Source organism: Streptomyces beigongshangae (assembly GCF_019710745.1).
GTDB classification, from domain to species: domain Bacteria; phylum Actinomycetota; class Actinomycetes; order Streptomycetales; family Streptomycetaceae; genus Streptomyces; species Streptomyces beigongshangae.
Genome location: NZ_JAHKJW010000035.1, coordinates 20933 through 46652, shown reverse-complemented (window position 1 = coordinate 46652; position 25720 = coordinate 20933). Strand labels below are relative to the sequence as shown.

At 68.9% G+C, this 25720-nt stretch carries 23 protein-coding genes and 1 pseudogene; 10 read left to right on the top strand and 14 right to left on the bottom strand.

Annotation, left to right across the window (positions count from 1 at the left end; genetic code table 11):
* Positions 1-15 precede the first annotated feature (15 nt).
* The 5 genes from KM933_RS25265 to KM933_RS25245 are packed head-to-tail and all read left to right on the top strand — an operon-like array spanning position 16 to position 5038.
* Complete coding sequence (locus tag KM933_RS25265) at positions 16-822, top strand: ABC transporter ATP-binding protein (protein WP_221355989.1); 807 nt, start codon at positions 16-18, stop codon at positions 820-822.
* 8 nt (positions 823-830) lie between these two features.
* On the top strand, positions 831-1739 hold the full coding sequence (locus tag KM933_RS25260) for an ABC transporter ATP-binding protein (RefSeq protein ID WP_260334131.1): 909 nt from the start codon (positions 831-833) through the stop codon (positions 1737-1739).
* Positions 1736-2626 (top strand): branched-chain amino acid ABC transporter permease, encoded by an 891-nt coding sequence (locus KM933_RS25255; RefSeq protein WP_221355987.1) that lies wholly within the window; start codon positions 1736-1738, stop codon positions 2624-2626. Before KM933_RS25260 ends, KM933_RS25255 begins: the two co-directional genes overlap by 4 nt.
* Before the next feature lie 37 nt (positions 2627-2663).
* Positions 2664-3749, top strand: coding sequence for a branched-chain amino acid ABC transporter permease (locus KM933_RS25250; RefSeq protein WP_221356050.1), 1086 nt, complete (start codon positions 2664-2666; stop codon positions 3747-3749).
* Positions 3746-5038, top strand: a complete 1293-nt coding sequence (locus KM933_RS25245) for an ABC transporter substrate-binding protein (RefSeq protein WP_221355985.1) — start codon at positions 3746-3748, stop codon at positions 5036-5038. The genes KM933_RS25250 and KM933_RS25245 overlap by 4 nt, the downstream gene beginning before the upstream one ends.
* A 132-nt stretch (positions 5039-5170) precedes the next feature.
* On the opposite strand, the gene pssA is transcribed toward KM933_RS25245, so the two are convergent.
* The 9 genes from pssA to KM933_RS25200 all read right to left on the bottom strand — a co-directional run bounded on the left by pssA (position 5171) and on the right by KM933_RS25200 (position 16215).
* On the bottom strand, positions 5171-5989 hold the full coding sequence (gene pssA / locus KM933_RS25240) for a CDP-diacylglycerol--serine O-phosphatidyltransferase (protein WP_221356048.1): 819 nt from the start codon (positions 5987-5989) through the stop codon (positions 5171-5173).
* 22 nt (positions 5990-6011) lie between these two features.
* Positions 6012-6668 carry a phosphatidylserine decarboxylase gene (locus KM933_RS25235; protein WP_221355983.1) on the bottom strand — a complete coding sequence of 219 codons (657 nt, stop codon included), beginning with the start codon at positions 6666-6668 and terminating at the stop codon, positions 6012-6014.
* Between the two features lie 169 nt (positions 6669-6837).
* Positions 6838-8052: an acyl-CoA dehydrogenase family protein gene (locus tag KM933_RS25230; protein ID WP_221355981.1), complete on the bottom strand. Its 1215-nt coding sequence runs from the start codon at positions 8050-8052 to the stop codon at positions 6838-6840.
* Positions 8053-8054: 2 nt separating this feature from the next.
* Positions 8055-8618: a MaoC family dehydratase gene (locus KM933_RS25225; RefSeq protein ID WP_221355979.1), complete on the bottom strand. Its 564-nt coding sequence runs from the start codon at positions 8616-8618 to the stop codon at positions 8055-8057.
* Between the two features lie 4 nt (positions 8619-8622).
* Positions 8623-9597 (bottom strand): HpcH/HpaI aldolase/citrate lyase family protein, encoded by a 975-nt coding sequence (locus KM933_RS25220; RefSeq protein ID WP_221355977.1) that lies wholly within the window; start codon positions 9595-9597, stop codon positions 8623-8625.
* Positions 9594-11642, bottom strand: coding sequence for a protein meaA (locus tag KM933_RS25215; protein ID WP_221355975.1), 2049 nt, complete (start codon positions 11640-11642; stop codon positions 9594-9596). The genes KM933_RS25220 and KM933_RS25215 overlap by 4 nt, the downstream gene beginning before the upstream one ends.
* A 9-nt stretch (positions 11643-11651) precedes the next feature.
* Positions 11652-12989, bottom strand: a complete 1338-nt coding sequence (ccrA, locus tag KM933_RS25210) for a crotonyl-CoA carboxylase/reductase (RefSeq protein WP_221355973.1) — start codon at positions 12987-12989, stop codon at positions 11652-11654.
* A 413-nt stretch (positions 12990-13402) separates the two neighbouring features.
* The gene (locus KM933_RS25205; protein ID WP_221355971.1) at positions 13403-14239 is read right to left on the bottom strand and encodes a TetR family transcriptional regulator; all 837 of its coding nucleotides are present in this window, start codon (positions 14237-14239) and stop codon (positions 13403-13405) included.
* A 125-nt stretch (positions 14240-14364) separates the two neighbouring features.
* The gene (locus KM933_RS25200) at positions 14365-16215 is read right to left on the bottom strand and encodes a 3-hydroxyacyl-CoA dehydrogenase family protein (RefSeq protein ID WP_221355969.1); all 1851 of its coding nucleotides are present in this window, start codon (positions 16213-16215) and stop codon (positions 14365-14367) included.
* A gap of 414 nt (positions 16216-16629) precedes the next feature.
* Between KM933_RS25200 and KM933_RS25195 the strand changes: the two genes are divergently transcribed.
* The gene (locus KM933_RS25195; protein WP_221355967.1) at positions 16630-17229 is read left to right on the top strand and encodes an adenylosuccinate lyase; all 600 of its coding nucleotides are present in this window, start codon (positions 16630-16632) and stop codon (positions 17227-17229) included.
* A 230-nt stretch (positions 17230-17459) separates the two neighbouring features.
* Here KM933_RS25195 and KM933_RS25190 read toward each other — a convergent pair whose 3' ends face one another.
* The 4 genes and pseudogenes from KM933_RS25190 to KM933_RS25180 form a co-directional block, all read right to left on the bottom strand.
* Complete coding sequence (locus KM933_RS25190) at positions 17460-18032, bottom strand: hypothetical protein (protein WP_221355966.1); 573 nt, start codon at positions 18030-18032, stop codon at positions 17460-17462.
* 449 nt (positions 18033-18481) lie between these two features.
* Complete coding sequence (locus tag KM933_RS25185; protein WP_221355964.1) at positions 18482-18880, bottom strand: RidA family protein; 399 nt, start codon at positions 18878-18880, stop codon at positions 18482-18484.
* Positions 18881-18968: 88 nt separating this feature from the next.
* A pseudogene (locus tag KM933_RS39650) lies at positions 18969-19388 on the bottom strand (radical SAM family protein); the annotation flags it as partial.
* A 416-nt stretch (positions 19389-19804) separates the two neighbouring features.
* A complete protein-coding gene (locus KM933_RS25180) occupies positions 19805-20473 on the bottom strand; it encodes a C39 family peptidase (protein ID WP_260334130.1) in 669 nt (222 codons plus the stop codon).
* Between the two features lie 544 nt (positions 20474-21017).
* Between KM933_RS25180 and KM933_RS25175 the strand changes: the two genes are divergently transcribed.
* The 4 genes from KM933_RS25175 (at position 21018) to KM933_RS25160 (ending at position 24886) form a co-directional block, all read left to right on the top strand.
* Positions 21018-22244 carry a helix-turn-helix domain-containing protein gene (locus KM933_RS25175; protein ID WP_221355962.1) on the top strand — a complete coding sequence of 409 codons (1227 nt, stop codon included), beginning with the start codon at positions 21018-21020 and terminating at the stop codon, positions 22242-22244.
* A 436-nt stretch (positions 22245-22680) separates the two neighbouring features.
* Positions 22681-23142, top strand: coding sequence for a hypothetical protein (locus tag KM933_RS25170; protein WP_221355960.1), 462 nt, complete (start codon positions 22681-22683; stop codon positions 23140-23142).
* Between the two features lie 45 nt (positions 23143-23187).
* Positions 23188-23706: a regulator component gene (locus tag KM933_RS25165; RefSeq protein WP_221355958.1), complete on the top strand. Its 519-nt coding sequence runs from the start codon at positions 23188-23190 to the stop codon at positions 23704-23706.
* Positions 23693-24886, top strand: a complete 1194-nt coding sequence (locus tag KM933_RS25160) for an MAB_1171c family putative transporter (protein ID WP_260334129.1) — start codon at positions 23693-23695, stop codon at positions 24884-24886. The genes KM933_RS25165 and KM933_RS25160 overlap by 14 nt, the downstream gene beginning before the upstream one ends.
* Here the strand turns inward: KM933_RS25160 and KM933_RS25155 are convergent.
* The gene (locus KM933_RS25155) at positions 24841-25671 is read right to left on the bottom strand and encodes an SDR family NAD(P)-dependent oxidoreductase (protein WP_221355956.1); all 831 of its coding nucleotides are present in this window, start codon (positions 25669-25671) and stop codon (positions 24841-24843) included. The genes KM933_RS25160 and KM933_RS25155 overlap by 46 nt on opposite strands.
* Positions 25672-25720: the final 49 nt, after the last annotated feature.

The window sequence follows — 25720 nt, the reverse complement described above, 5'->3', positions numbered from 1 at the left end:
GACAGGGGGAATGCCATGGGTGGTTCAGGGCTGGCCGTACGGGACCTGTCGGTCGGATACGGTCCCGTACGCGCACTGCGCCGGGTGTCGCTGGAGGTGCCGGAGGGGGCCGTGGTCACGGTCCTCGGCGGCAACGGCGCGGGCAAGTCGACCCTGCTGCGCGCCGTCTGCCGGACCCTGTCCTTCCACGGCGGAGCGGTCACCGGCGGCACGGTGAGCCTCGACGGCCGCCGGGTCGACACCCTCGCGCCGGACCGGGTGGTGGCCGCCGGGATCTCCCAGATCCCGGAAGGGCGCCGGGTGTTCTCCCGGATGACCGTCGCCGACAACCTGCGCGCCGGAGCACTCGGCGCCACCGGTGGACGCGCGGACCGGGCCGCCGCCCTGCGCCGCGTCCACGAACTGTTCCCCGTCCTGGCCGACCGCGCCCAGCAGCGCGCCGGCCTGCTCTCCGGCGGGGAACAGCAGATGCTCGCCGTCGGCCGCGCCCTGATGGCCGCCCCGAGGATGCTGCTCCTGGACGAACCGTCGCTGGGACTGGCCCCGCTGATGGCGCAGCGGATCGCCGAGACGGTCCGGGAGATCAACGCCCAGGGCACCTCGATCCTGCTCGTCGAGCAGAACGCCGCCCTGGCGCTGCGGCTCGCCTCGCGCGCCTACGTCCTGGAGGTCGGCGAGGTCACCCTGTCGGGGCCCGCGGACGAACTGGCCGCCTCCGACGAGGTGCGCCGCCGCTACCTGGGCGTGGTCGACGAGGACGCGGCGGCCGACGCCGAGCGGGCCGGCGCCGCGCACCCGGTGCTGACCCGATGGAAGGGGTGACCACCGCCATGACGAAGAAGGACACGGAGACGGACACGGACACGCCGTCGCAGTCCGCTCCGCCCGCGCCCGGTTCCGGCACCGATTCCGCATCCGGTTCCGGCACCGATTCCCGGTCCGGTTCCGGCAGCGGCGTACCGCCGCTGCACGTACGGGACCTGACCGTGCGCTTCGCCGGCCTGACCGCTCTCGACGCGGTGGACTTCACCGTGCGCCCCGGCACCGTCCACGCCCTCATCGGCCCCAACGGCGCCGGGAAGTCCACCTGCTTCAACGTCCTGTCCGGCGTCTACCGCGCCACCGCAGGCAGCGTCCGCTTCGGCGAGCACGAACTGACCGGCATGCCCGCGCACCGCATCGCCGGCCTGGGCGTCGCCCGCATCTTCCAGAACCTCGCCCTGCCACCGCTCGCCACGGTCGAGGACAGCCTCCTGCTGGGCCGCCACCGGCTGACCCGCACGGGCTTCCTCGCCGCCGGCCTGCGGCTCCCGGCAGCGGCCCGTGAGGAGCGCCGTCACCGTGAACGCGTCCGTGAGATCGCCGAGTTCGTCGGCATCGCCTCCTGTCTCGACCGCCCGGCGGGCTCCCTCCCGTACGGGCAGCAGAAACTCGCCGAACTCGCCCGCGCCCTGTGCATGGAGCCCCGCCTGCTGCTCCTGGACGAACCGGTGGCCGGCATGACCGCCGACGAGCGGATCCGGACGTCCGCCGTGATCGCGGGCGTGCGCGACAGCCTCGGCATCTCGATCGTCCTGGTGGAACACGACATGGGGGTGGTGATGCGGCTCGCCGACGCGGTGACCGTGCTCGACTTCGGGCGCCGGATCGCCGACGGCGCCCCCGCCGACGTGCAGAACGACCCGGCGGTCGTACGCGCCTACCTCGGGGAGCGCCCCGACGAGGAGGCCGCCTCGTGAGCACCTTCGCCGAGCTCCTCCTCAACGGGATCTCGATGGGGTCGGTCTACGCCCTCATCGCCCTCGGCTTCGTGGTCATCTTCCGGGCCACCGAGGTCGTCAACTTCGCCCACGCCTCGCTGCTCCTCGCGGGCGGCTACGTCACCGCCACCCTCCACGAGGACATCGGCTTCTGGCCCGCCCTGCTGGTCGGGATCGCCGGGGCCGCGGTGGTCGGGGCGGCCGTCGACCTCCTGGTGATGCGCCGCTACCGGGGCTCGGACCACAGCGTCCTCGCCATCGTCACGATCGGCGTGGACATCCTGCTCACCACGGAGCTGACCCGCCGGATCGGCACCGACGTCCTGGCGCTCGGCGACCCGTGGGGTGACGCGGTGCTCACCCTCGGCCCCATCTCGCTGGCGCACACGCGCATCGCCGCCTTCGTCGCCGCCGGCCTGCTCATCACGGTCTTCCTGCTCGCGTTCCGGTACACCTCCTGGGGCGTCGCCATGCGGGCCGCCGCCGAGAGCGCGGAGACGGCCGCGCTGATGGGCGTACGGCTCGGGCGGGTGTCGCTGGGAGCCTGGGCCGTGGCGGGCGGACTCGCCGCCGTCGCCGCCCTGTTCCTGACGGTCTTCCCCACCCCGGGCCTGGAGCGGGCCACCTCGCTCGCCGCCCTGAAGGCGTTCCCCGCCGCGATCCTCGGCGGTCTCGACTCCACGACCGGAGCGCTCGTCGGCGGCCTGCTCGTCGGCGTCACGGAGTCCCTCGCGACCGGCTACCAGAGCGAACTCACCTTCCTCGGCCGGGGGCTGGGCGACCTGGCCCCCTACCTCGTGATGACCGTGATCCTGCTCATCCGGCCCGCCGGGCTGTTCGGCACGAAGGAGCTCGCCCGTGTCTGAAGCACCCGTGTCCGAGGCCCCCGTCTCGCGGGCACCCCTGTCCGAGGCCCCCGTCCGCCCGCCACGGCTCGCTCCCCGCACGCGTACGTACCTCTGGGCCGGCGGCGGCCTCCTGCTGCTGGTCCTGCCCTTCTACCTGGACCGGTTCTGGCTCCAGGCCGGCCTGTTCGCGATGGCCGCGGCGATCGGCGCGATCGGGATCAACCTCCTCACCGGCTCCACGGGCCAGCTCTCCATGGGGCACGCCTTCTTCCTCGCGATCGGCGCGTACGGCTACTGCGTGTTCGCCGCCGAGGGCGGTGACGGGCTGACCGGCCTCGGCCTGCCGACCTGGCTCGCGGCCGTCCTCGCCGTCCTGCTCTCGGGTCTGGCGGGTGGTCTCTTCAGCCCCATCGCCGGACGCCTGCGCGGCGCCTACCTGGGCATCGCCACGCTCGCACTGATCTTCATCGGCCAGCACGTGCTGTTCAACGCCCGCGACCTCACCGGCGGCTTCAACGGTCGCGACGTACCGCCCCTGAGCCTGTTCGGGCTGACCTTCGACGACCGGGAGCTCCTCGTCGCGAACGTCCCCTTCGGCTCCGCGGAGAAGCTCTGGTACGCGGGACTCGTCCTGCTCCTGGGCTGCGGGCTCTTCGCCCGGGGGGTGCTGCGCGGGCGCCCCGGACGCGCCATGAACGCGATCCGCGACCACCGCATCGCGGCCGGCGTCATCGGGGTCCCCGTGGCCCGCTACCGGGCCGCCGTCTTCGTCCTGTCCTCGATGTACGCGGGCCTCGCGGGCGTCCTGCTCGCCCTGGTCTTCCAGCGGACGGTGCCGGACTACTTCGGCATCACGCTGTCGCTCGAATACCTCGCCATGATCGTCATCGGCGGGCTCGGCTCCGTCTCGGGGGCGGTGATCGGAGCGGTCTTCGTCTCCGTGCTGCCGCAGCTGCTGACCCGCTACAGCGACGCGCTGCCCCTGGTCTCCGCCCCCGGCACGGGCGGGGTCGCACCGGGCGAGGCATCCCGGTACCTCTATGGCGCCGCCGTGGTCGCGGTGGTGCTCTTCCTGCCCGGCGGCCTGGTCAGGGTGGCCGCCGGGCGACGCTTCAGGACCGATCCAGGGGAGAAACGATGAGCACGACGGGCACTACGGGTAAAAGGGGCGCGGCCAGGGTGGCCGCCGGGGCGCTGGCGGCGCTGCTGCTGCTGTCCGGCTGCAGCTCCAAGGCCAAGGACGACGGGGACGGCGAGAAGGGCGACGCCGCCGCGGGAGAGGTGAAGACCGGCCAGGGGATCTCCGGCAGGACCATCGCGCTGGGCGCCCTCACCGACATGACGGGGGTCTACGCGACGCTCGGCAAGAGCGTCACCCAGGCCCAGCAGCTCTATGTGAAGCAGCTCAACGCCGACGGGGGCGTGTGCGGCCACAAGGTCGAGCTCACCGTCCGCGACCACGGCTACGACCCGCAGAAGGCCCTCTCCGGGTACACGGAGCTGGCGCCGAAGGTGCTCGGGTTCTCCCAGTTCATCGGCTCGCCCTTCGTCGCCGCGGCCAAACCGCGCATCGACGGGCAGGACAAGGCCCTGGTCCTGCCGCAGGGGTGGTCCTCCGAGCTGCTCGGCAGTCCGTACATCCGGGTCATCGGGTCCACGTACGACATCGAGACGATCAACGCCGTCGACTTCCTGATGAAGGAGAAGGGGATCGGGAAGGGCGACCGGATCGGGCACGTGTACTTCGAGGGCGACTACGGCGAGAGCGCGCTGCTGGGCTCGAAGCACATCGCGAGGCAAGCCGGGCTGACCGTCGTCGAGCAGAAGATCAAACCGACCGACAACGACATGACCGCGCAGGTCGCCGCCCTGAAGAAGGCCGGCGTCAAGGCGGTCGTGATCAGCGCGGGCCCGCGCCAGGCGGCCTCCCTGGTCGGTGTCGCCGCCGCCGGCGGCTTCGACGTGCCGGTCATCGGCAACAACTCGGCCTTCGCGCCGCAGCTGCTCGCCACCCAGGCGGGTCCTGCGCTGATGAAGAACTACTACGTGGCCTCGCCCTCGCTGCCCATCGGCGCGGACACCCCGGCGGCCGAGAAGCTGGTGGCCGACTACCGGAAGGCGTATCCGAAGGCCACCCTCGACAACGGCGTGGTCGCCGGCTGGACGGCCGCCTCCGCGTTCGGCGAGGCCCTGAAGAAGGCGTGCAAGAGCAAGGACCTGACCCGCGAGGGCGTGGGCAAGGCCCTGCTCACCATCGACGCCCTGGACACGGGCTTCGGCGTCGCGCAGGACTTCACCGACCCCGAGGCGTCCTCCTCGAAGGAGAGCGTCATCCTGCAGCCCGACAAGTCGGTCACGGGCGGTATGAAGGTGGTCCAGGAGGCGGCGGCCTCGACGGCGGCGGAGGCGTACACCCCGACCGCTCCCTGAGGGGGCCCCTGAGGAGTGCCCCTCAGGGGTGCGGGGAACTGCGCGAGCGGCCCCCACGCACCCGCACTCCGACACGCACAGGGGAAGGGCCCCGAACCACACCAGGTTCGGGGCCCTTCCCACGAAGAACCGCTACGGCAGCTGCGCGGCCCGCGCCTCGCGCCGGTTGTCACGGAAATTGTTGACCCTCCGGGCCGTGGCGAAGAGGGGAATGACCGCCCCCATCACCAGCTGGAGCGCACAGCCGGTCTGCAGCAGCAGCTGCCCACCGGGCGCGTCGAAGGCCCAGGCGGCCAGCAGCGCCATGCTGAGCACGATCCAGGAGAGCATCGCCCCCGCGAGCCGTCCCCGCGGCTTGGGGTACTCGACCCGGCTCACCATGAGCCACGCCGTACCGATGATCGCCATGAGCGTGGCGACGAACGGCAGCTCAAGGAGCACGATCGAGACGACCGTCAGCGCGCCGAACGGCGACGGCATGCCCTGGAACGTGCCGTCCTTGACGGTGACGCACGAGAATCTGGCGAGCCGCAGCACGACGGCCAGCAGGACCACGATCGCCCCCACCGCCGCCACCCGCTGGTGTGCGTCGTCGGCGACCATGCCGTACACGAGCACGAAGTACGCGGGCGCCAGACCGAAGCTGATCAGGTCGGAGAGGTTGTCCAGCTCCGCGCCCATGGGGGAGGACCGCAGCTTGCGGGCCACCAATCCGTCGAACAGGTCGAACACCGCCGCGCACAGGATCAGGATCACGGCCGTGGCGGCACTGTGCCGCGCCATGCCCGTCTCCTGGCTGCCCGTGAGGTGCGGGATCAGGATGCCGGTGGTGGTGAAGTACACCGCCATGAAGCCGCACGTGGCATTGCCGAGCGTGAGCGTGTCCGCTATCGACAGGCGCAGAGAGAGGGGCATCTCCTCCTCGTCGTCCAGGTCGTCGGCCTCCGGCACCCAGCCGGCCTGTGTCTCAGGATCAACCACGGTCAATGCGAGTCACCCCAGCCACGGTCTTCTGACCGACCTCCACGTCGACCTCCACACCCTCGGGGAGGTAGATGTCGACACGTGAACCGAAGCGGATCAGGCCGATCCGCTCGCCCTGCTCGACCTTCGTCCCCCGCGGGATGTACGGCACGATCCGCCGCGCCACCGCACCGGCGATCTGGATCATCTCGATGTCACCGAGCTCGGTGTCGAAGTGCCAGACGACGCGCTCGTTGTCCTCGCTCTCCTTGTTGAACGCCGGAACGAACCCGCCGGGGACGTGCTCGACCGACGTCACGGTGCCGGCGAGCGGCGCACGGTTGACGTGGACGTTCAGCGGGCTCATGAAGATCGCGACGCGGGTGCGTCCGTCCTTCCACGGCATGATGCTCTGCACCACACCGTCGGCCGGCGAGATGACCCGGCCCTGGGCGATCTCGCGCTCGGGGTCGCGGAAGAACCACAGCATGCCCGCCGCCAGGGCGGTGACGGGCACGGCCGCGGCCCTGGCGGCGCCGGACTTGCGCGCGCGGACCAGGCTGAGGGCTGCGGTGGCGACGGTCGGGAGGAGCCACGGCGATGCTCCGCGCGCAAGACGTACGCCGGCCAGGCTGTCGCGTGGTGCAGAGGTTTGGCTGTGGGGCATGGATGACCTTCGTAGCGGATGATGCCGCACGGTGACTGGGGACGGCGGCTTTCCCGAATCGTACCGGGCGCGGACGACAACTGGGCAAGCCAGGAAGTCGAGTCGGTGTCCGAACAGCGTTGATGAGGTGTGATCTTCTTCTCGGTGCAGGTACCCCGAACCGGTGTGTCTATCCCTGCACCCGGTACTCTTCGAGCAGCCTGCGCCCGATGATCATTTTCTGGATCTCGGCGGTACCCTCGCCGATCAGCAGCATCGGGGCCTCCCGGTAGAGGCGCTCGATCTCGTACTCCTTCGAGAATCCGTAGCCGCCGTGGATCCGGAAGGCGTCCTCCACGACCTCCTTGCAGTACTCGGAGGCGAGGTACTTCGCCATCCCCGCCTCGAGGTCGTTGCGCTCCCCGGAGTCCTTCTTGCGTGCCGCGTTCACCATCATCGCATGGGCGGCCTCGACCTTGGTGGCCATCTCGGCCAGCTTGAACTGGATCGCCTGGTGCTGGGCGATGGGCTTCCCGAAGGTGTGGCGCTGCTGGGCGTAGGAGACGCCCAGCTCGAAGGCGCGCTGGGCGACGCCGCAGCCGCGCGCCGCCACGTTGACCCGGCCCACCTCGACGCCGTCCATCATCTGGTAGAAACCCCGGCCGGTGACGCCGCCGAGCACCCGGTCGGCCGGAACGCGCAGCCCGTCCATGATCATCTCGGTGGTGTCGACGCCCTTGTAGCCCATTTTGTCGATCTTCCCGGGGATGGTCAGACCGGGACGCACCTCACCGAAACCGGGCTCCTTCTCCACGAGGAACGTGGTCATCGACTTGTGCGGCGCGGTTCCCTCCGGGTGTCCTTCGTCACTTTTCACCAGGACGGCCACCAGCGTCGAGGAGCCGCCGTTCGTGAGCCACATCTTCTGGCCGTCCAGCACATAGTCGCCGTCGCCGTCACCGGCCCGCACCGCTTTCGACGTGATGGCCGACACGTCGGAGCCGAGCGCCGGCTCCGACATGGAGAACGCCCCGCGCACCTCGCCCGCCGCCATCCGGGGCAGGAAGTACTCCTTCTGCTCCGGGGTGCCGTGCTGCTTGATCATGTAGGCCACGATGAAGTGGGTGTTGATGATGCCGGACACCGACATCCAGCCGCGTGCGATCTCCTCCACGCAGAGCGCGTAGGTGAGGAGCGACTCACCCAGGCCCCCGTACTCCTCGGGGATCATCAGGCCGAAGAGGCCCAGTTCCCGGAGGCCGTCGACGATCGCCTGCGGGTACTCGTCGCGGTGCTCCAGTTCGGTGGCGACCGGGATGATCTCCTTGTCCACGAAGCCCCGTACGGTCGACAGGATCTCCTGCTGGACGTCGGTGAGACCGGCGGTCCGGGCGAGTCGCGCCATGGCTACTTCTCCGTCTTCTTCTCCGAGGGAGCCTTCTTCTCCGCGGGGGCCTTCTTCTCCGCGAGGGCCGCGGGCTCCGGGCGGCCCGGCTGCTCGCCGCCGCGCTCCTCGACGTACGTCTCCGTGGGCACCATGACCTTGCGGCGGAACACGCAGACCAGCGTGCCGTCCTGCTTGTAACCCCTGGTCTCCACGTGCACGATCCCGCGGTCGCCCTTCGACCGGGAGGGCGTCTTGCCGAGGACTGTCGTCTCGCCGTAGACCGTGTCGCCGTGGAAGGTCGGCGCGACGTGCTTCAGCGACTCGACCTCCAGGTTGGCGATCGCCTTGCCCGACACGTCGGGGACGGACATGCCCAGCAGCAGGGAGTAGACGTAGTTCCCGACCACCACGTTCCTGCCGAAGTCCGTCGTGCGCCCGGCGTAGTTGGCGTCCAGGTGGAGCGGATGGTGGTTCATGGTGAGGAGACAGAAGAGGTGGTCGTCGTACTCGGTGACGGTCTTGCCGGGCCAGTGCTTGTAGACCGCCCCGACCTCGAACTCCTCGTAGGTGCGTCCGAACCGCATGGGATCAGGCCTCCGGGGCTTCGAACTTCGAGGTGCGCCGCAGGCCGGCGGCCCGGCCCTTGCCCGAGACGACGAGTGCCATCTTGCGGCTGGCCTCGTCGATCATCTCGTCGCCGAGCATCGCCGAGCCCTTCCTCCCGCCCGCCTCGGACGTGTGGTACTCGTAGGCGTCCAGGATCAGCTCGGCGTGGTCGAAGTCCTCCTGGGACGGCGAGAAGATCTCGTTGGACGCCTCGATCTGGCCCGGGTGCAGCACCCACTTGCCGTCGAAGCCGAGGGCGGCGGCCCGTCCGGCGACCTCGCGGTAGCCGTCGACGTTGCGGATCTGCAGATAGGGGCCGTCGATCGCCTGGAGGTCGTGGGCGCGGGCGGCCATCAGGATCCTCATCAGGATGTAGTGGTAGGCGTCCGCCGGGTAGCCGGGCGGCTGCTCGCCCACCACCAGCGACTTCATGTTGATGGAGGCCATGAAGTCGGCCGGGCCGAAGATGATCGTCTCGATGCGCGGGGAGGCCGCCGCGATCTCGTCGACGTTGTTCAGGCCGCGCGCGTTCTCGATCTGCGCCTCGATGCCGATCCGGCCGACCTCGAAGCCCATCGTCTTCTCGATCTGCGTCAGGAGCAGGTCGAGGGCCACCACCTGCCGGGCGTCCTGGACCTTCGGCAGCATGACGCAGTCGAGGTTCGGCCCCGCGCCCTCGACGACCGTCACGACGTCGCGGTACGTCCACTCGGTCGTCCAGTCGTTCACCCGTACGACCCGTGTCTTGCCCGTCCAGTCGCCCTCGTTGAGGAACTTGACGACGGTGTGCCGCGCCTCGGGCTTGGCGAGCGGCGCGCAGGCGTCCTCCAGGTCCAGGAAGACCTGGTCGGCGGGCAGGCCCTGGGCCTTCTCCAGGAAGCGGGGGTTCGAGCCGGGCACGGCCAGGCAGGAGCGCCGCGGACGCAGGCGGTCGACCTGGGGGGCGGGGCTGGTCATGCGGAGACCTCCAGAGGGTCGAGCTTGTTCGCTGTGCGGATCTCGTCGACGATACGGCCGATGATCCCCGTGATGTCGAAGTCCTTCGGGGTGAAGACCGCGGCCACTCCCGCGGCCCGCAGCCGCTCGGCGTCGGCGTTCGGGATGATCCCCCCGGCGATCACCGGGACGTCGGCGGCGCCGGCCTCGCGCAGCAGGTCCAGCACGTCGGGCACCAGCCGGGCGTGCGAACCCGACAGCACGGACAGGCCGACACCGTGCACGTCCTCGGCGACGGCCGCGGCCACGATCTCCCGGGGCGTCAGCCGGATGCCCTGGTAGACGACCTCGAACCCGGCGTCACGGGCCCGTACGGCGATCTGCTCCGCGCCGTTGGAGTGACCGTCCAGGCCCGGCTTGCCCACCAGGAAGCGGAGCTTGCCGACCCCGAGCTCCTTCGCGGTCAGCTCCGCCTTCCGGCGGACCAGCGCCATCGGCGTGCCCTCCTCGGCGGTCACCGCGACCGGCGCGGAGGACACCCCGGTGGGGGCGCGGAACTCGCCGAACACCTCGCGCAGGGCGTCCGCCCACTCGCCGGTCGTCACCCCGGCGCGGGCGCACTCCAGGGTGGTCTCCATGAGGTTGCCGGTGCCCTTCGCCGCCTCCTTCAGCCGCTCCAGCGCCTTGCAGGGGCGCGGGTGGTTGAAGGGCGGCTGGTAGCGGGTGTCGCGCCACTCCTGGAGGGCGGCGACCACCCGGGCCTCGACCTCGGGGTCGACCGTCTGGATCGCGGCGTCCAGGTCGGCCGTCAGCGGGTTCGGCTCGGTCGACTCGAAGACGTTGACGCCGACGATCTTCTCCTCGCCGGACTCGATACGGGCCCTGCGCTCGGCGTGCGACGCGACGAGCCGCGACTTCAGGTAGCCCGACTCGACGGCCGCCAGCACACCGCCCATCTCCTCGATCCGCTCGATCTCGGCGGACGCGTCCTCGACCAGCCGGGAGACCTTCGCCTCCACGACGTGCGAGCCCTCGAAGATGTCCGCGTACTCCAGCAGGTCGCTCTCGTAGGCGAGGACCTGCTGCATCCGCAGCGACCACTGCTGGTCCCAGGGCCGGGGCAGCCCCAGCGCCTCGTTCCAGGCGGGGAGCTGGACGGCCCGCGCGCGGGCGTCCCTGGAGAGGGTCACGGCCAGCATCTCCAGGACGATCCGCTGGACGTTGTTCTCCGGCTGGGCCTCGGTCAGGCCCAGGGAGTTGACCTGCACCCCGTACCGGAAGCGGCGGTGCCGGGGGTCCTCGATCCCGTACCGCTCGCGGGTGATCCGGTCCCAGATGCGGCCGAAGGCGCGCATCTTGCACATCTCCTCGACGAAGCGGACGCCCGCGTTCACGAAGAAGGAGATGCGTGCGACCACGTCCCCCCTGCGCTCCTCGGCGATCTGCCCGGACGCGAACACCGCGTCCAGCACGGCGACCGCGGTGGACATCGCGTACGCGATCTCCTGGACCGGGGTGGCCCCCGCCTCCTGGAGGTGGTAGCTGCAGATGTTGATCGGGTTCCACCTGGGGAGGTGGTTGACCGTGTAGCAGATCATGTCCGTCGTCAGACGCAGGGAGGGCACCGGCGGGAAGACGTGCGTGCCCCGCGACAGGTACTCCTTCACGATGTCGTTCTGCGTCGTGCCCTGGAGCCGGGTGATGTCGGCGCCCTGCTCCTCGGCGACGACCTGGTAGAGCGCCAGCAGCCACATGGCGGTGGCGTTGATGGTCATCGAGGTGTTCATCCGCTCCAGGGGGATGTCCCGGAACAGCCGGCGCATGTCACCGATGTGCGACACCGGCACGCCGACCCGGCCGACCTCGCCGCGGGCGAGGACGTGGTCGGGGTCGTACCCGGTCTGGGTCGGCAGGTCGAACGCGACCGACAGACCCGTCTGCCCCTTGGCGAGGTTGCGCCGGTACAGCTCGTTGGACGCCTCCGCGGTGGAGTGGCCGGCATAGGTCCGCATGAGCCACGGCCGGTCCCGTTCGGTTCGCCCCTGCGGCGTCTGGCTCTCTGTCATCTTCGGACCTCAGATGTTCCGGAAGCGGTTGATGGCGTCGATGTGCAGGGCGCGCTTCTCCTCGTCGCGCACGCCGAGACCCTCGGCGGGGGCCAGCGCCAGGACGCCGACCTTGCCCTGGTGGAGGTTGCGGTGCACGTCGAAGGCGGCCTGCCCGGTCTCCTCCAGCGGGTACACCTTGGACAGCGTCGGATGGATCTTCCCCTTCGCGATCAGCCGGTTGGCCTCCCACGCCTCCCGGTAGTTGGCGAAGTGCGAGCCGATGATCCGCTTCAGGGACATCCACAGATAGCGGTTGTCGTACTCGTGGTGGTACCCCGAGGTGGAGGCGCAGGTGACGATCGTGCCGCCCTTGCGGGTGACGTAGACGGAGGCGCCGAAGGTCTCGCGGCCCGGGTGCTCGAAGACGATGTCGACGTCCTCGCCACCGGTGAGTTCACGGATGCGCTTGCCGAAGCGCTTCCACTCCTTGGGGTCCTGCGTGTGCTCGTCCTTCCAGAACCGGTAGTCCTCCGCGGTGCGGTCGATGATCGCCTCGGCGCCCATCGCCCGGCAGATGTCCGCCTTCTGCGGGCTGCTCACCACACAGACGGGGTGGGCGCCGCCGGCGAGCGCGAACTGCGTGGCGTACGAGCCGAGTCCGCCGCTCGCGCCCCAGACGAGGACGTTGTCGCCCTGTTTCATGCCGGCGCCGTTGCGCGAGACCAGTTGCCGGTACGCGGTGGAGTTGACCAGACCGGGCGCGGCGGCCTCCTCCCACGACAGGTGGCCGGGTTTGGGCATCAGCTGGTTGGACTTGACGAGCGCGATCTCCGCCAGCCCGCCGAAGTTGGTCTCGAAGCCCCAGATGCGCTGCTCGGGGTCGAGCATCGTGTCGTTGTGGCCGTCGGACGACTCCAGCTCGACCGACAGGCAGTGCGCGACGACCTCGTCGCCGGGGTGCCAGGCGTTCACGCCCGGACCGGTGCGCAGCACGACGCCCGCGAGGTCCGAACCGATGACGTGGTACGGCAGGTCGTGGCGCCTGGTCAGCTCGCTGAGCCTGCCGTAGCGCTCCAGGAACCCGAAGGTGGACAAGGGCTCGAAGATCGAGGTCCACACCGAGTTGTAGTTGACCGAGGAGGCCATCACGGCCACCAGGGCCTCACCGGGGCCTAGTTCCGGCACCGGCACGTCGTCCAGGTGGATCGACTTGCGGGGGTCCTTGTCGCGGGTGGGGAGCCCCGCGAACATCTCCGTCTCGTCCTTGTGCACGGTGATCGCGCGGTAGGACTCGGGGAGCGGCAGGGCGGCGAAGTCGGCGGACGTGGCGGTCTGCGACTGGATCGCGTCCAGGATGTCCTTCACGGTGTTGCCTCCGGCGACGAGCGTCCGCGGGGACGCTGAGGGTTACGTCGGGGTGGGTAGCTGCTGGCTGCTGACAGGGGGTGCCGTCGGTTCGGCGGGGTGGTGCTCGGCAGCGCTTTGTGGCGCGGAGGGGTGCCTGTGACGCAGGCGTCCGGGCGCGCAGACCGTGGTGTGCGGGGACAGCCGGCGTACGGAGGATCTCCGTGCGCCGGCCGCCCGGACCTCTTCAACGTATGACACGCGGTGCCATCCAGCAAGGCACCGAGTGCCAACAATTTCTCTCACTTGTCATCTGGCGACGACAGATGAGCGATGATCGATCGAAAGGGGCCGCAAAAGGGACCACCCCGGGATCGCAGAAGGGGCACGCCCGTCAGGGCGTGCCCCTTCTGCGATCCCTCAGTGCCGTTCCTTCAGTGCCGTTCCTTCAGTGCCTGCTCGATGGTCCGCATCACCTGGTGCAGCGGGGCGTCGACCCGCGCGACGGTCACGAGGACCTCGCCGTCCACCGAGACGGCCGGGACGGGCGCCGTGTGCGGTGGGGTGTCCCGCCCGGCGCCCATCCCGGTGCCGAACGTCTTCCGGACGATCGAGAAGGCGTGGTCCAGCTGCGACTCGACGTCCCCCTGACCGCCCGCCCGCAGCCATCTGCGCAGTACGTGGTTGTGGGCGGTGACCACGGCCGATGCGGCGACCTCGGCGAGCAGCGGGTCGTCGTTGGCGTCGTCGTCATGGGCGTGCTCGTCGAAGTGGCCCAGCAGATAGCGGGTGAACAGCCGCTCGTACCGGGCCACGGAGGCGATCTCCGCCTCCCGCAGCGTCGGCACCTCGCGCGTGAGCTTGTAGCGCGAGACCGAGATCTCCGGCCGGGCCGCGTACATCTTCATGACTTCCTTGATCCCGCGGCACACCGTGTCCAGCGGGTGCTCGTGCGCCGGCGCGGCGTCGAGCACCGCCTCCGCGCGGATCAGGGTGTCGTCGTGGTCCGGGAAGATCGCCTCTTCCTTGGAGCGGAAGTGCCGGAAGAAGGTGCGCCGGGCGACCCCGGCGGCGGCCGCGATCTCGTCGACCGTCGTCGCCTCGTACCCCTTCGTCGCGAAGAGTTCCATCGCGGCGGCCGCCAGTTCCCGGCGCATCTTGAGCCGTTGGGCGGCCGCGCGGCCGCCCGGGGCGCTCTCCGGCGCGTCGGAGGAGGCGGCTGGGGTACGGGAGGGCTTGGCGGACCGGGACATGCCCCGAACGTACTGCATGTACGCGGCAGAGCGCTCATGACCGGGTCTTTTCCGTCCCGGACGGGACCCGGATCCCGGTTCGAGCAGTCCGCCCCAGCCGGCCCGCGGGGCGTCCTCCGGCACCGCGCCCGGTCCCGTGCGGCTCAGCGGCGGGCGTGTTCACGGAAACCGCGGCCCGTCTTGCGGCCGAGGCAGCCCGCGGCCACCAGGTGCTCCAGGAGGGGCGCCGGGGCGAGCCCCGGGTCGCGGAACTCACGGTGCAGCACCCTCTCGATGGCCAGCGAGACATCCAGGCCGACCGTGTCGAGCAGCTCGAACGGGCCCATGGGATACCCGCCGCCGAGCTTCATCGCGGTGTCGATGTCGTCGGGCGTCGCGTAGTGCTGCTCCACCATCTTGACCGCGTTGTTCAGGTACGGGAACAACAGTGCGTTCACGATGAACCCGGCCCGGTCCCCGCAGTCCACCGGGTGCTTGCGGATCTTCGCGCACAGCCCGCGGACCGTGGCGTGCACGTCGTCCGCCGTCAGGACCGTACGCACCACCTCGACGAGCTTCATCGCCGGGGCCGGGTTGAAGAAGTGCATCCCGATCACGTCCTGCGGCCGCGAGGTGGCGCGTGCGCAGGCCACGACCGGCAGCGAGGAGGTCGTGGTGGCCAGGATCGCCCCCGGCCGGCAGACCTTGTCGAACACCGCGAACAGCTGCCGCTTGATCTCCAGGTCCTCGGCGACTGCCTCCAGGGCCAGGTCGACCTCGGCGAACGCCTCGTACGACCCCGCCGGGACGATCCGCTCCAGTGCCGCGGCCGCCGCCTCGGCGGTCGTCCGCCCCTTGTCCACGGAGCGCGCCAGCGACCTGCCGATCCGGTCCCTGGCGCGCTGCGCCTTCTCCTCGCTGCGTGCGGCGAGGACGACGTCGTACCCGGCCTTCGCGAAGACCTCGGCGATGCCGGAGGCCATCGTCCCGGACCCGGCGACGCCCACCGAGCGGACGGGCCGGACCGCCGCCCCGGAGTCCGCCGCGGGCGGGGTGAGCGCGTCCGGGACGACGGTCGCGCCGCCCGGCGCGTCGTACGTGTAGAAGCCGCGGCCCGCCTTGCGGCCGGTCAGCCCCGCCTCGCTGAGCTGCTTCAGGACGGGCGCGGGCGCGTGCAGGCGGTCGTGCGACTCCGCGTACATCGCCTCCAGGACCGTACGCGCGGTGTCGACGCCGATCAGGTCGAGCAGGGCCAGTGGGCCCATCGGCAGACCGCAGCCCAGCCTCATCGCCGCGTCGATGTCCTCACGGCCGGCGTACTTCGCCTCGTACATCGCGGCGGCCTGGTTGAGGTAGCCGAAGAGCAGGCCGTCGGCGACGAAACCGGGGCGGTCGCCGACCGCGACGGGCTCCTTGCCGAGTTCGAGGGCGAGGCCGGTGACGGCGGCGACGGCCTCCGGGGCGGTCAGCACGGACGAGACCACCTCGACGAGCCGCATCGCGGGCGCCGGGTTGAAGAAGTGCATTCCGAGGACGCGTTCGGGGCGTGCCGAGTCGGCGGCCAGCCGGGTGACCGACAGCGCGTTCGTGCCGGTCGCCAGGATCGTCTCCGGACGCACGACGCCGTCCAGCTCCCGGAAGATCCGGCGCTTGGTCTCGTACGACTCCGGAGCCACCTCGATCACCAGGTCGGCGTCGGCCGCCGCCCGCAGGTCGGTGAACGTGCGGAAGCGGGCGAGGGCGTCGTCGCGCTCCTGCCCCGTGAGGCGCCCGCGCCGCACGGCCCGGGCGGTCGCGGACCCGAGCGCGGCGGTGGCGCGGGCCGCGGCGGCCGCGCTGATGTCGATGCCGACGACCTCACGGCCGGCCCGGACGAGGATCTCGGCGATACCGGTGCCCATCGTGCCGAGGCCGACGACGGCGACGGTCCTGAGGGGTGTCCCCGAGGACGCGGAGGGGGACGAGGACGAGGACGCGGAGGGGGACACGGAAGGGTCGGACGGGGGAGTGGCCATCGCGGGACTCCAGGGATGAGTGACGACTGGGGTACGCACCGGGAGGCGCCGACGGGCGCACGGGGTGCGGAAGCCGGACGCGAGGATGCGCAGGGACCGGGCCGGGCCGCGGAGCGCGGGTGCCCGGTGCCGTTCGCGGGCGTGGAGCGCGGGCCCGCGAGGCGGTGGGGAATCCGACCGGCCCTGTCCCGGAGCCGGGTCGTACTACTGCGGTACCTGACGTACCGAACCGACCAGCTCCCTCACGGCCCTGGGGCCCGAGGGTGTTCCCGCGGCGGCTGCGTCACCAGGCCGCCCCGGGCGAATCCACGAGTGGGTAACTCGCTCGAATGAGCTTAACCGGTGGGTAACGAGCGCACCAGCCCGCGTTCCGGACCGGTACCTGTGGCGTAGGTCACCGATAGTCTCTGTGTCATGGACGAAGAGTTGCGAACGCTCACCCGGCGCTTACGGCAGGAGGCCGGCGCCGCCGCCTCCTTCCCGTACGAACGGCTGGCCGCGACCAGGGACCTCGACGAGCTGGCCGCCGTGCTCGTCGCTCCCCGGCAGCCGCTCTGGGCGCGGGAGCTGGCCGCCTTCCGGCTCGGTCTCGCCGGTGACCGGCGGGCCTTCGAAGCGCTCGTCCTGCTGCTCAACCACCGGGACCCGCAGCGGTGCGCGTCCGCCGCGTACGCCCTCGCCCGGCTCGGCGACCCGCGCACCGCCCGGGCGGCGGCCGCCCTCGCCACCAATGAACTGCGCGTCGCCTACGCCCTCCACCCGGTGCGGCTGCTGGTCGAACTGCGCGCGCCGGAGTCCGTCCCGGCCCTGATCACCACACTGGCCCGCCGCTTCCGCCCGCACGACCCGTACCGCCGGGTCGCCCTGGCCTGCGTGGAAGGGCTCGGAGCGCTGGGCGACGAGAAGGCCCGGCCCGTCCTGAACGAGGCCCTGGTCCACCCGGAGCTGGCCCGCGCGGCCGCCGACGCGCTGAAACGGCTGCCGGCCCAGCGCACGCCACGGGGCCGGGGCTAGTACGGCAACGGTGCCTGTGCTGATTGCCGGGCAGTTCTCAGGGACGGTGTCGGCGTCGTTCGCAGTGGCTGATGCGGGCTTGTTTCCGGCGTCGTCGGCGCCATGTCGACCAGTGCGGGATGTGGTCGACCGGGGTGGGACGGCGGTCGGTGAGCCGGGTGATCAGGCGTCTGATTTCGGCAGGCGGCGACCGAGTACGCGCCAGCAGGGAGCGAGGTCCTGCCGGGGGGTCAGTTCCCGCTGTCGGCGGGGCGGCCGACCCTCAGGTCGTAGGCGAAGGCGGTCTCGCACGTCAGAGCAACCCGCCGACCGAGCGCATTCACGGTGACGGTGGCCGCCAGGGGCGTGTTCCATCCCTTCGAGACGACCTGTCCCGACGGCTCGTCGTACACCTCGTGCACCCACCGGCGCGGCCCGCTGGTGGTGTAGGAGCCGCTGACGAGCACCGTCCGTGAGGACTTCGCCGTCTGTTCCTGTTCCGTCTGCTCCTGCGGTGCGACGAGCAGCCGACGCCGTATCCGGCCGTCGTCGAACAGGCCGCCGGCCGTCTCGCCGCCGTGCACGTACTCGGTCTCCGCCGTCTCGACGAACACCTGGGCGTGGGTCCCGAAGGCGGAGTTCTCGTAAAGATCGATGCTCACGCGCACCCCTTCTCTCTCTCCCGTGCAGGCGAGCGCATGCCCCTTCTCCACGGTCCAGGTGTACGGCATCCCGGCGCCGGGCGTGGCCGCGACGGCGGGCGTGGCCGAGAGCAGTGCCGTGGCAAGAGCGCCGGCGACGGTCAGACGAGTGCGGTGAGTCATGACTTCTCCCTGATGCAAGTGATCGGTGCAAGATTTCTGGAACCCCGTAGACGACCGCGATGCGGCCGGCCGGGCGTGACAGCCCGCCGTGGCATCGACAGCCGCCACGGCGAGATCCTGGTAGGCGTCATCGTTGAAGTCCGGGTGAATTCACCTGTCAGACACATGGCAGCGGCTGATGGTTGCGCGGTGAACAAGGACTGAACCGATGGCGCGGCACGGGGAAGTGGGCTGTCCGCGGAGCGGACCTTCGGCGCCGACGACGCCGGAAACAGGCCCGCAGCAGCCACTGCGAACGGCGCCGACACGGTCCCTGAGAACTGCCCGGCAATCAGCACAAGCACCGTTGCCGTACCAGCGGCCGACGGGGCGCCTCCCGCAACGCCTCGTCGACCGCACCCACCGCGCCGCGACGGCCCCGGCCGGGGCCGTCGCGGTGGGGCTCCGGATCACACGGGCACCACCGCGAACGCCTCTATCTCCATCAGGAACTCCGGGCGGACGAGGGCGGCGACCTGTACGGCGGAGGCGGCGGGGAGGCGGTCCTGGGGGATGTGCCCGGCGCGCGCCGCGCGGATCGCCGGCAGGTGGGCCATGTCCGTGACGAAGTAGGTCAGCTTGATCACGTCGTCGAAACCGGCGCCGGCCGCCGCCAGGCAGCGCCGCAGGTTCTCGAAGACCTGACGGGCCTGCGCGGCCGGGTCCCCCTCGCCGACGAGCCCGCCGTCCTCGTCGAGCGCCAGCTGGCCCGAGACCGCCACGAAGCGGCCCGTGCCGGTGACCACGTGCGCGTACGCGGCGGCGGGGGCGACCCCGTCGGGGGCGGGAATACGGATCGGTCCGGTCATGGCCCCATCCTGCACCACCGCACCGACAGCGCCCCGGGCGCCGGGAGTTCCGGTCACAGGAGGGTGAGCCGGGTGGGCCGGGCGGGTTGCGGCGCGACCGGTGGGGGGTACCCGGCTCCACGGTCCGCCACAGCTCGTGGTCGGTGAAGCCGACGGAGACGGAGATCCCGACCTCGGTGACGGCCGCCGCCTGCTTCAGGAGGTCCAGGTCGCGCAGGACGAGCGTGCCCTTCGTGAGGATCGAGAAGGGGTTCGCGTGGTCGCGCGGCGCCGCGACGACACCGGGCATCAGCCGGTAGCGGCCCTCGGCGCGCTGGTAGCAGTCCACGTTTGTACCCATTGCGATGTGCTCACCGGACCAGCGCCGCGAGCCGAGCTGCCGCCGCAGTTCGGGGGCGTTCACCTTCACCATGATCTGACTGTCGAAGCCGAGACCGGTGTCGAGGTCCAGAAAGCTGTGGCTCCTGCGCGCGAAGCAGCAGACGCAGGTACTGCTTGTCCCTCGGTATCTTCTCGTGCCCGAGGCGGGAGGCATGAGGCAGGGCCGTTTCAAAGTCCTGTTTGCGGGTGGCCGGGTGCGGGAGATGTACTTGAAGTTGTCTATTCCGGGGCGCTGACCTGTGCTTGTGTAGCTATTCGTACTTCTGGCCTGCGCCGATGTCTGTTTCAGCGCCTTTCAGGTTCGTCCCGCCCTATGCAGCCCGTTCTCCCCACACGCTCCCCAGTGTCGTCCATACTCCCCGGATTCTCTCCAGAGATGGCTGGGCTGTGAGGTGGCGGCGGTGGGGGAGCCGGTCGATCTGGGACACCGCGGCAGCCATGGTCGATGTTCCTCTTATGAGTCCCATCTGACCCTCTGCCAACACACTCCGCATCCCACGGGAAGCTCACGAGCCACTTTTTCCAGGACGGCGCGGACAGTCTCTACCTGCCTCCGGGTCTGAGTACGACACCCCGTTGCGCAAAGAATTCTGGCAGCACAGACCACGGCACCTCGGCAAAGCGCTGAGAGGATCTGGGCAGTCCCGACGGGTTGTGGACCTGGAGGTGGTCGGGCGAACAGCCGATCGCGAGTACCAGGTGTCCGCCGCGACCGGGGGAGGTGGTGGGCAGATCCCGGATCGAAGGATGTACGGAGAGCATGACCAGTGCCCCGTCCCGCAGCAGGCTCGGAATGTCCTCTGCGGCCAACTCGGTCCGGACTTCGGCCTCGACTCCATAACGCTCGGCAGCGTACTTGGCGAACGGGGCGTAGATGAGGCCGTCCACTCCGTCGGCACGGCGCACGTAGGCGCCTGCATCCAGAAACTCTTTGGCCACCGTCACGAGGCCGGCCACCTTCAGACCCCAGTACTCCAGCGCCATGCTCAGGCAAGCCATCCCGCATATACGCCAGGACCAGAAAGCATATTCTTCGGCGCTGCACGCTCCCGAACGATACCAAAAAGGGTCGTCCTCGGCCTTCACGCGACCGGCCAACAGATCCGGGACGAGCTCTGCCGATTCCCATTGGGAGTGGTACGGCACCTCATGCCTGATCGAAATGTTCCCCATATTCCTTTTCCATGTGTCACCCGGCAGCCTTTCAGGCATGCCGACAGTGTGGATCAAAGACCCATGCGTAGGCGCAAAGAGTGTTCCGGGGGCCACGCACACAGAGCTGACCACATGGGACAAGAGCGTGACAACCGCTCCCGTGACGAAGGCCCGCCACCGCTTCGCGTCCGAGCCGCAGCCCGCTGTCACAGCACGGTCCGCCATCCAGGTCGACGCAGCGGCGACCTACTCACCCTGCATTCGTCATCTTTTTATCCTGTATATCATTATAAGTCTACAATCATCTAGTATCACCGTGTAAAACCAGAGCGTCATATTGCTTCCGTCATGGACTTGACGCCCGCTTGTCTCGTACGATCCTTCTTCTTGACACGCCCGGCCTTGCCGGGAGCATGGGACAGATCACCGGCATGTGCGGATCACGCTACGGCCACTCGATCTCCGTTGGCGTGGAATGTAACTTTCCTGCCTCAATAGAAGTGCTGTCACCGAGAATCAGCGTCTTGGTGACGATGTATGGAGCGGTCGGCCGGTCAACACTGCGGAGCACGTGGTTCTCCTCTGAATTGAAGGACGTTTTATGGAGATCAAGCAGCCTGTCTTCGGGAAGAGGCTGAGAAATATTCGCCTCAGGAACCGGCTGGCTCAAGCCGATCTGGCAGGTGGGCCTATCTCTACCAGCTACATTTCACGCATCGAAAGTGGCAGTCGGGTACCTTCGGAAGAAGCCGTGCGTCATGTAGCTAGTAAACTCGGCGTCAGCCTTGAGGAACTGCTCTCCACCGACAACACCGACGCGACCATGGCGGAAGTCTCCACCGCACTGGCAGACCATGACTTTCCAACCGTCATCGACCTTCTGCAATCGTACGGCCCCAACCTCCTGGAGCGACTCCCCGAGGGGTGGGCATGGCAAGCCCTTTGGGCCAGGTTCCACGCTCATTCAGGAACGAACGACTACGCTGCCCAAAGCGCGGACCTGCAGCAGATGGTGGCGCTGGCCAGAAAATGGGAAAGCCCTTCACTGCTTTCGCGACTGCTTATCGAAATGTCGAAGACGGAGCGCACGCTCGGAAACATCGGTGGAGCTCTCGGTGCTGCGAGGGAGGCGCATTCCGTTGCCATTGGACTCCACTCTCGGTCGGACGTTCTAATGCTGAAGTCCTGGCTGGCTCTCGTAACCACGGAGACTGAAGCCGGCCTTCTGCCGCAGGCGAGTGCAAGGATTCCCGATGTACTTCGTGCGGCCGAAACCGCCGCATCCTCGCTACAGGCCCACGCCTATTGGACATGTTCAAGCGTCAGGATCCGTCAGGGCATGTTCCAGGAGGGAAAAGAACTGATCGACAGGGCTCTCGCCGCCATGGAAAGCCGAGACGACCTTCTCGACTGGGCGCGATTGCGAGTGGCTGCGGTTTCCCTCCATCTGCGTGTCCCGGAACTTGTCTCCCCCAGCATTCGGACATGGCTCAAGGAGGCGGCTGACGCGTTCCATTACGTAGGCCAGCCGATACACCATGCCGAGCTCAATGCCGTGGCGGCACGCGTTGATTTGACCGAGGGCAAGTTGCCGGAGGCCCTGGCCAAGGCTGCGGCCGCAGAGGACACCGGGCTTCTGGCCTTCCACGACAGGCTGCGTACACGACTCCTGCGCGCCGAGGTCACGATAAGGATGGGTCAGATCGAGCAGGGGCTTCTATTGGCGCAGAGCGTCGCAGAAGAAGCTGATGGCTCCGGATACTTGGACCTTGCAGCAGAGGCATGGAGGACAGTGGCAACATCGAAAAATCTGCCCCCTGCCATTTGAGCTACCTCATCCAATTTTCTCTCGTCGAGACCTCTGTCAATTCTCGGGGGTCGAAAACCGTGACCAGTTGCCCGACTCAAGAGAATTCCTCCTTAAAAACGCCGACGAAGAATGGATGTCCTCGATCGGTGCCCCTGTCGCGTTTCGCTCGATTGCGGAACATCTGAGATTACCGCGCCGACCCATCGTCGATCTTTCAAGCGAGCACTCGGACGGTACTCAGCGGATAACAGGGTGTCAACTGATCCGCTGGAGCCTCCGGCGCGACCCTTGTAGCCCAAAAGTCTGCTATATGAGGACAACCTGGTCAAAGCAGTGGAGATTTTCAGTCAAATACAGCTGTGCAGTCGAACACGGATGGTCGCGGTAGCGGGCGGCAGTCTAAGTTGGATCACGCCCCTATCCGCCCGAGGGATCCCCGCCTGGAGTTGAAGACTTGACCCGGAGCAGCAGTGCCGGTAATGGCAGCACTGGCCCGTCGTCCTTGGCTCGACGGCTCGAGGACATCATCAGCGCTTACTACCGAGGTAACCGTCCTTCATACAGCAAAATCGCCGCGGAGATACACGAGAGTACGGGGCGCGCCTTTTCGGCCACCTACCTCTGGGAACTTGCGACCGGCCGAAAGCACAACGTGACTCGCGACCATCTCCGGGTGCTGGCGGAGCACTTCGGAGTCACTCCGGACTACTTCACCGATGAGGAGGTCTCTGAACAGGTCAGGCGCCAGATGGAGTTCGCCGTGGCTCTGGGAAACAGCAAGGTGCGCAAGCTGGCCTTCCGTGCTGACGGGCTGTCGGAGGCCGGGCTGGACGCCCTGCTCGCCGTGGTGAACGCGATGTCCGGCGAATCCGGCACGGGAGAGGCTGCCGAAGGTTCTGCCGACAAGGACGGCTGAGGGCGCCGTGGCGCTCGCAGTCGATGCAAGCAAAGGGACCGTTGGGTGAGGGAAAGAACCGAGTACAGCGAGTTGCAACGCCGCTGCAAGGTGATCTTGCGTGACCTCGGGATCCATCGATCACTCACCCTTGACGCGGTTCGCGAGCGGGTGGAGGAGTTCAGGGGGCGCCCGCTCATTCTCAAGGAGTTGCCCGAACCCATGGCGACTGCCGGAGCCTGCGGACTGTGGCTGGGCACCGACGACGCGGACTACGTCTTCTACGAGGCCCGGACCGCTCCCCTTCATCAGCAGCACATCATTCTCCACGAGCTCGCCCATGTGCTGTGCGACCACGGAGGCAGCCCGGATTCAGGCGGCTTACCGGCCAGTCCTCTGCTCGGCGATCTGCAGCCCCGTCTGGTCAAGCGGCTGATGGCCCGCACCAGCTACACGACCATGGAAGAGCAGGAAGCCGAGATGATCGCCAGTCTGATACAGAGCGCCGGGAAGCCCCGCCGGTCGGCTGGCCGCCTGGGACGACTCAGCGCCTACCTGGGGGTGACAGCCGATGACCGTGACTGAGTTGGCGGCGCAGGTCGGCCTCTGCAGCGTGTTCGTCCTGTGGTGCGCCCTCGTCCTGAGCGCCGTGCCCGCGCTGCGTCAGCCTCATCAGCGGGGACTGTGGCTCACGGTTCTGGCTGTGACCATCGCCATCACCTTGTTCCAGCCCAGTGTTCTCAAGGGGCTGCAAGCCCTTGGCATCGGCATTCACCAGGCCAGTCTGGCCCGCAATCTCATCGGTGTCCTCAGCGCAGGCATGGTTCTGCTGTTCATGATCGATCCAAGCCGAACGCGCCGTGCGTACCTCTCGGTGGTGGTCGGCCTGACAGCGGCCATTGGCTCGCTGCTGGCCCTGGACCTGCTACAAGTGGTCGATAACTTGAGCATACAGACGGCGTCCGACCTCGGACCTGCGGATCAGGGGTTCTTTTACTGGCTGATCCTTATCTTCGCCCATCTGGCCGGTGACACCGTGGCACTCGCGGTCTGCTGGCGGAACAGCCTGCGAACGCGGGACCGCGATCTTGTGATGTCGCTGCGGCTGTTCGCGGCGGGGAGCTCCCTCGCCATCGTCTTCTGGTGTGGTTACCTCTGGGAACTCTGCGTACCCGCATTCCGTGCGCAGCCCTACCTCTCCGTAATCATGGGCGTCCACGGCCTGTTACGGGCGGCTTCCCTCATGGCTCCCATCACGAGGGCCTTCGTGCGCTCCACAACCGTGTTGCGGACCACCTGGCAGTTGTGGCCGCTGTGGCGCGATCTGGTGACCGCGGTGCCCCAGGTGACCCTCGCCGGACCGCAACGGACGCGGCTGCAGGAGGTACTGCGACCGCGGTCCCCGCTGGCACTGCAGGCACACAGACAGACCATCGAGACGTATGACGCGCTCCTGGAACTGCAGCGTTACGTCCGGCCCGATGCCTACCAGAGGGCACACCAGCACGCCCGGCTGGCAGGGGTGCGTGACGACCTGCTTGCGGCAGCCGCACTCGCCGGCGCCCTCGGCCAGGCCCGGCGAGCTGTACTCGGTGGTGCAGCCCCGTCCGACCCCTGCCTACTGCCGGGCATGGTCCATTGCAGCTCGGTGACACTGTTGGGAATTGCTCGGATGTGGCCCTCCATGGCCGACGTGATCGCATGCCATGCACCGGCCCATCAGCGCGTGTCGTCAGAGCGCCCGGCACGGCGTGGCTCGACATGAAAGCCGAACGCGAGTGTTCCGAGATCAAGGGCTGTCGCCCCGCCGTCGACGGCGAGCACAGCGCCGTTGACGTAAGACGACGCCGGGGACAGCAGCCAGCTGACCGTCTCCGCGATCTCACGTGGCTCACCCGGCCGGCCCATGGGCAGCGGCACGGTCACCTCGTCGTAGGCGGCCTCGACGCCGCCTTGCAGACCCGCTTCCTCGGCAAACCGGGCCATGCGCCTGTCGGCCATCTCGCTGCGCACCCAGCTCGGGCACACGATGTTGGCGCGAAGCCCCCGACGCCCGTAGTCGACAGCGACGGAACGGCATAGCTGGAGCAGAGCCGCCTTGGACGTGGCGTACGGGGCATTACCCGTTCCGTTCAGAAGCGCCGACACAGAAGCGACTGCGACGATCGACCCTTTGGATTCCAGCAGGTGAGGGATAGCCGCACGCAGAAGCAGCAGCGGACCGGTGACATTCGTGCGCATCACCTCGTCCCAGTCCTCCAGCGACAGGTCCCCGACGCTTCCGCCGCGTCCGATACCCGCGTTGAGCACCAGCCCGTCGAGACGTCCGTACGCGGCCAGGGCGGCCTCGACGAGACCGCCAGCCGCATCCGGGTCACCGATGTCGGCCGGATACGCCAGCGCCCCGGCCTCCCGTTCGACGCGCCGCAACGGCTCGGGCCGTCGGCCGGACACGACCACGTGATGGCCTTGCCCGCATATCAACCGAGCGGTGGCCTCCCCAATCCCCGTACCTCCGCCGGTCACGATGACAACTCGCTCGTCGGTCAATGCGTTTCTGCTCCATCCTTGCGATCGGCGCCGTCGGACAAGGGAGTCC

Coding starts and splice junctions, on each gene's coding strand:
- KM933_RS25265 (WP_221355989.1), top strand. CDS start 16: ATGGGTGGTTCAGGGCTGGCCGTACGGGACCTGTCGGTCGGATACGGT.
- KM933_RS25260 (WP_260334131.1), top strand. CDS start 831: ATGACGAAGAAGGACACGGAGACGGACACGGACACGCCGTCGCAGTCC.
- KM933_RS25245 (WP_221355985.1), top strand. CDS start 3,746: ATGAGCACGACGGGCACTACGGGTAAAAGGGGCGCGGCCAGGGTGGCC.
- KM933_RS25235 (WP_221355983.1), bottom strand. CDS start 6,668: ATGCCCCACAGCCAAACCTCTGCACCACGCGACAGCCTGGCCGGCGTA.
- KM933_RS25230 (WP_221355981.1), bottom strand. CDS start 8,052: ATGGCGCGACTCGCCCGGACCGCCGGTCTCACCGACGTCCAGCAGGAG.
- KM933_RS25225 (WP_221355979.1), bottom strand. CDS start 8,618: ATGCGGTTCGGACGCACCTACGAGGAGTTCGAGGTCGGGGCGGTCTAC.
- KM933_RS25220 (WP_221355977.1), bottom strand. CDS start 9,597: ATGACCAGCCCCGCCCCCCAGGTCGACCGCCTGCGTCCGCGGCGCTCC.
- KM933_RS25215 (WP_221355975.1), bottom strand. CDS start 11,642: ATGACAGAGAGCCAGACGCCGCAGGGGCGAACCGAACGGGACCGGCCG.
- KM933_RS25205 (WP_221355971.1), bottom strand. CDS start 14,239: ATGCAGTACGTTCGGGGCATGTCCCGGTCCGCCAAGCCCTCCCGTACC.
- KM933_RS25200 (WP_221355969.1), bottom strand. CDS start 16,215: ATGGCCACTCCCCCGTCCGACCCTTCCGTGTCCCCCTCCGCGTCCTCG.
- KM933_RS25195 (WP_221355967.1), top strand. CDS start 16,630: ATGGACGAAGAGTTGCGAACGCTCACCCGGCGCTTACGGCAGGAGGCC.
- KM933_RS25190 (WP_221355966.1), bottom strand. CDS start 18,032: ATGACTCACCGCACTCGTCTGACCGTCGCCGGCGCTCTTGCCACGGCA.
- KM933_RS25185 (WP_221355964.1), bottom strand. CDS start 18,880: ATGACCGGACCGATCCGTATTCCCGCCCCCGACGGGGTCGCCCCCGCC.
- KM933_RS25180 (WP_260334130.1), bottom strand. CDS start 20,473: ATGCCTGAAAGGCTGCCGGGTGACACATGGAAAAGGAATATGGGGAAC.
- KM933_RS25175 (WP_221355962.1), top strand. CDS start 21,018: ATGGAGATCAAGCAGCCTGTCTTCGGGAAGAGGCTGAGAAATATTCGC.
- KM933_RS25160 (WP_260334129.1), top strand. CDS start 23,693: ATGACCGTGACTGAGTTGGCGGCGCAGGTCGGCCTCTGCAGCGTGTTC.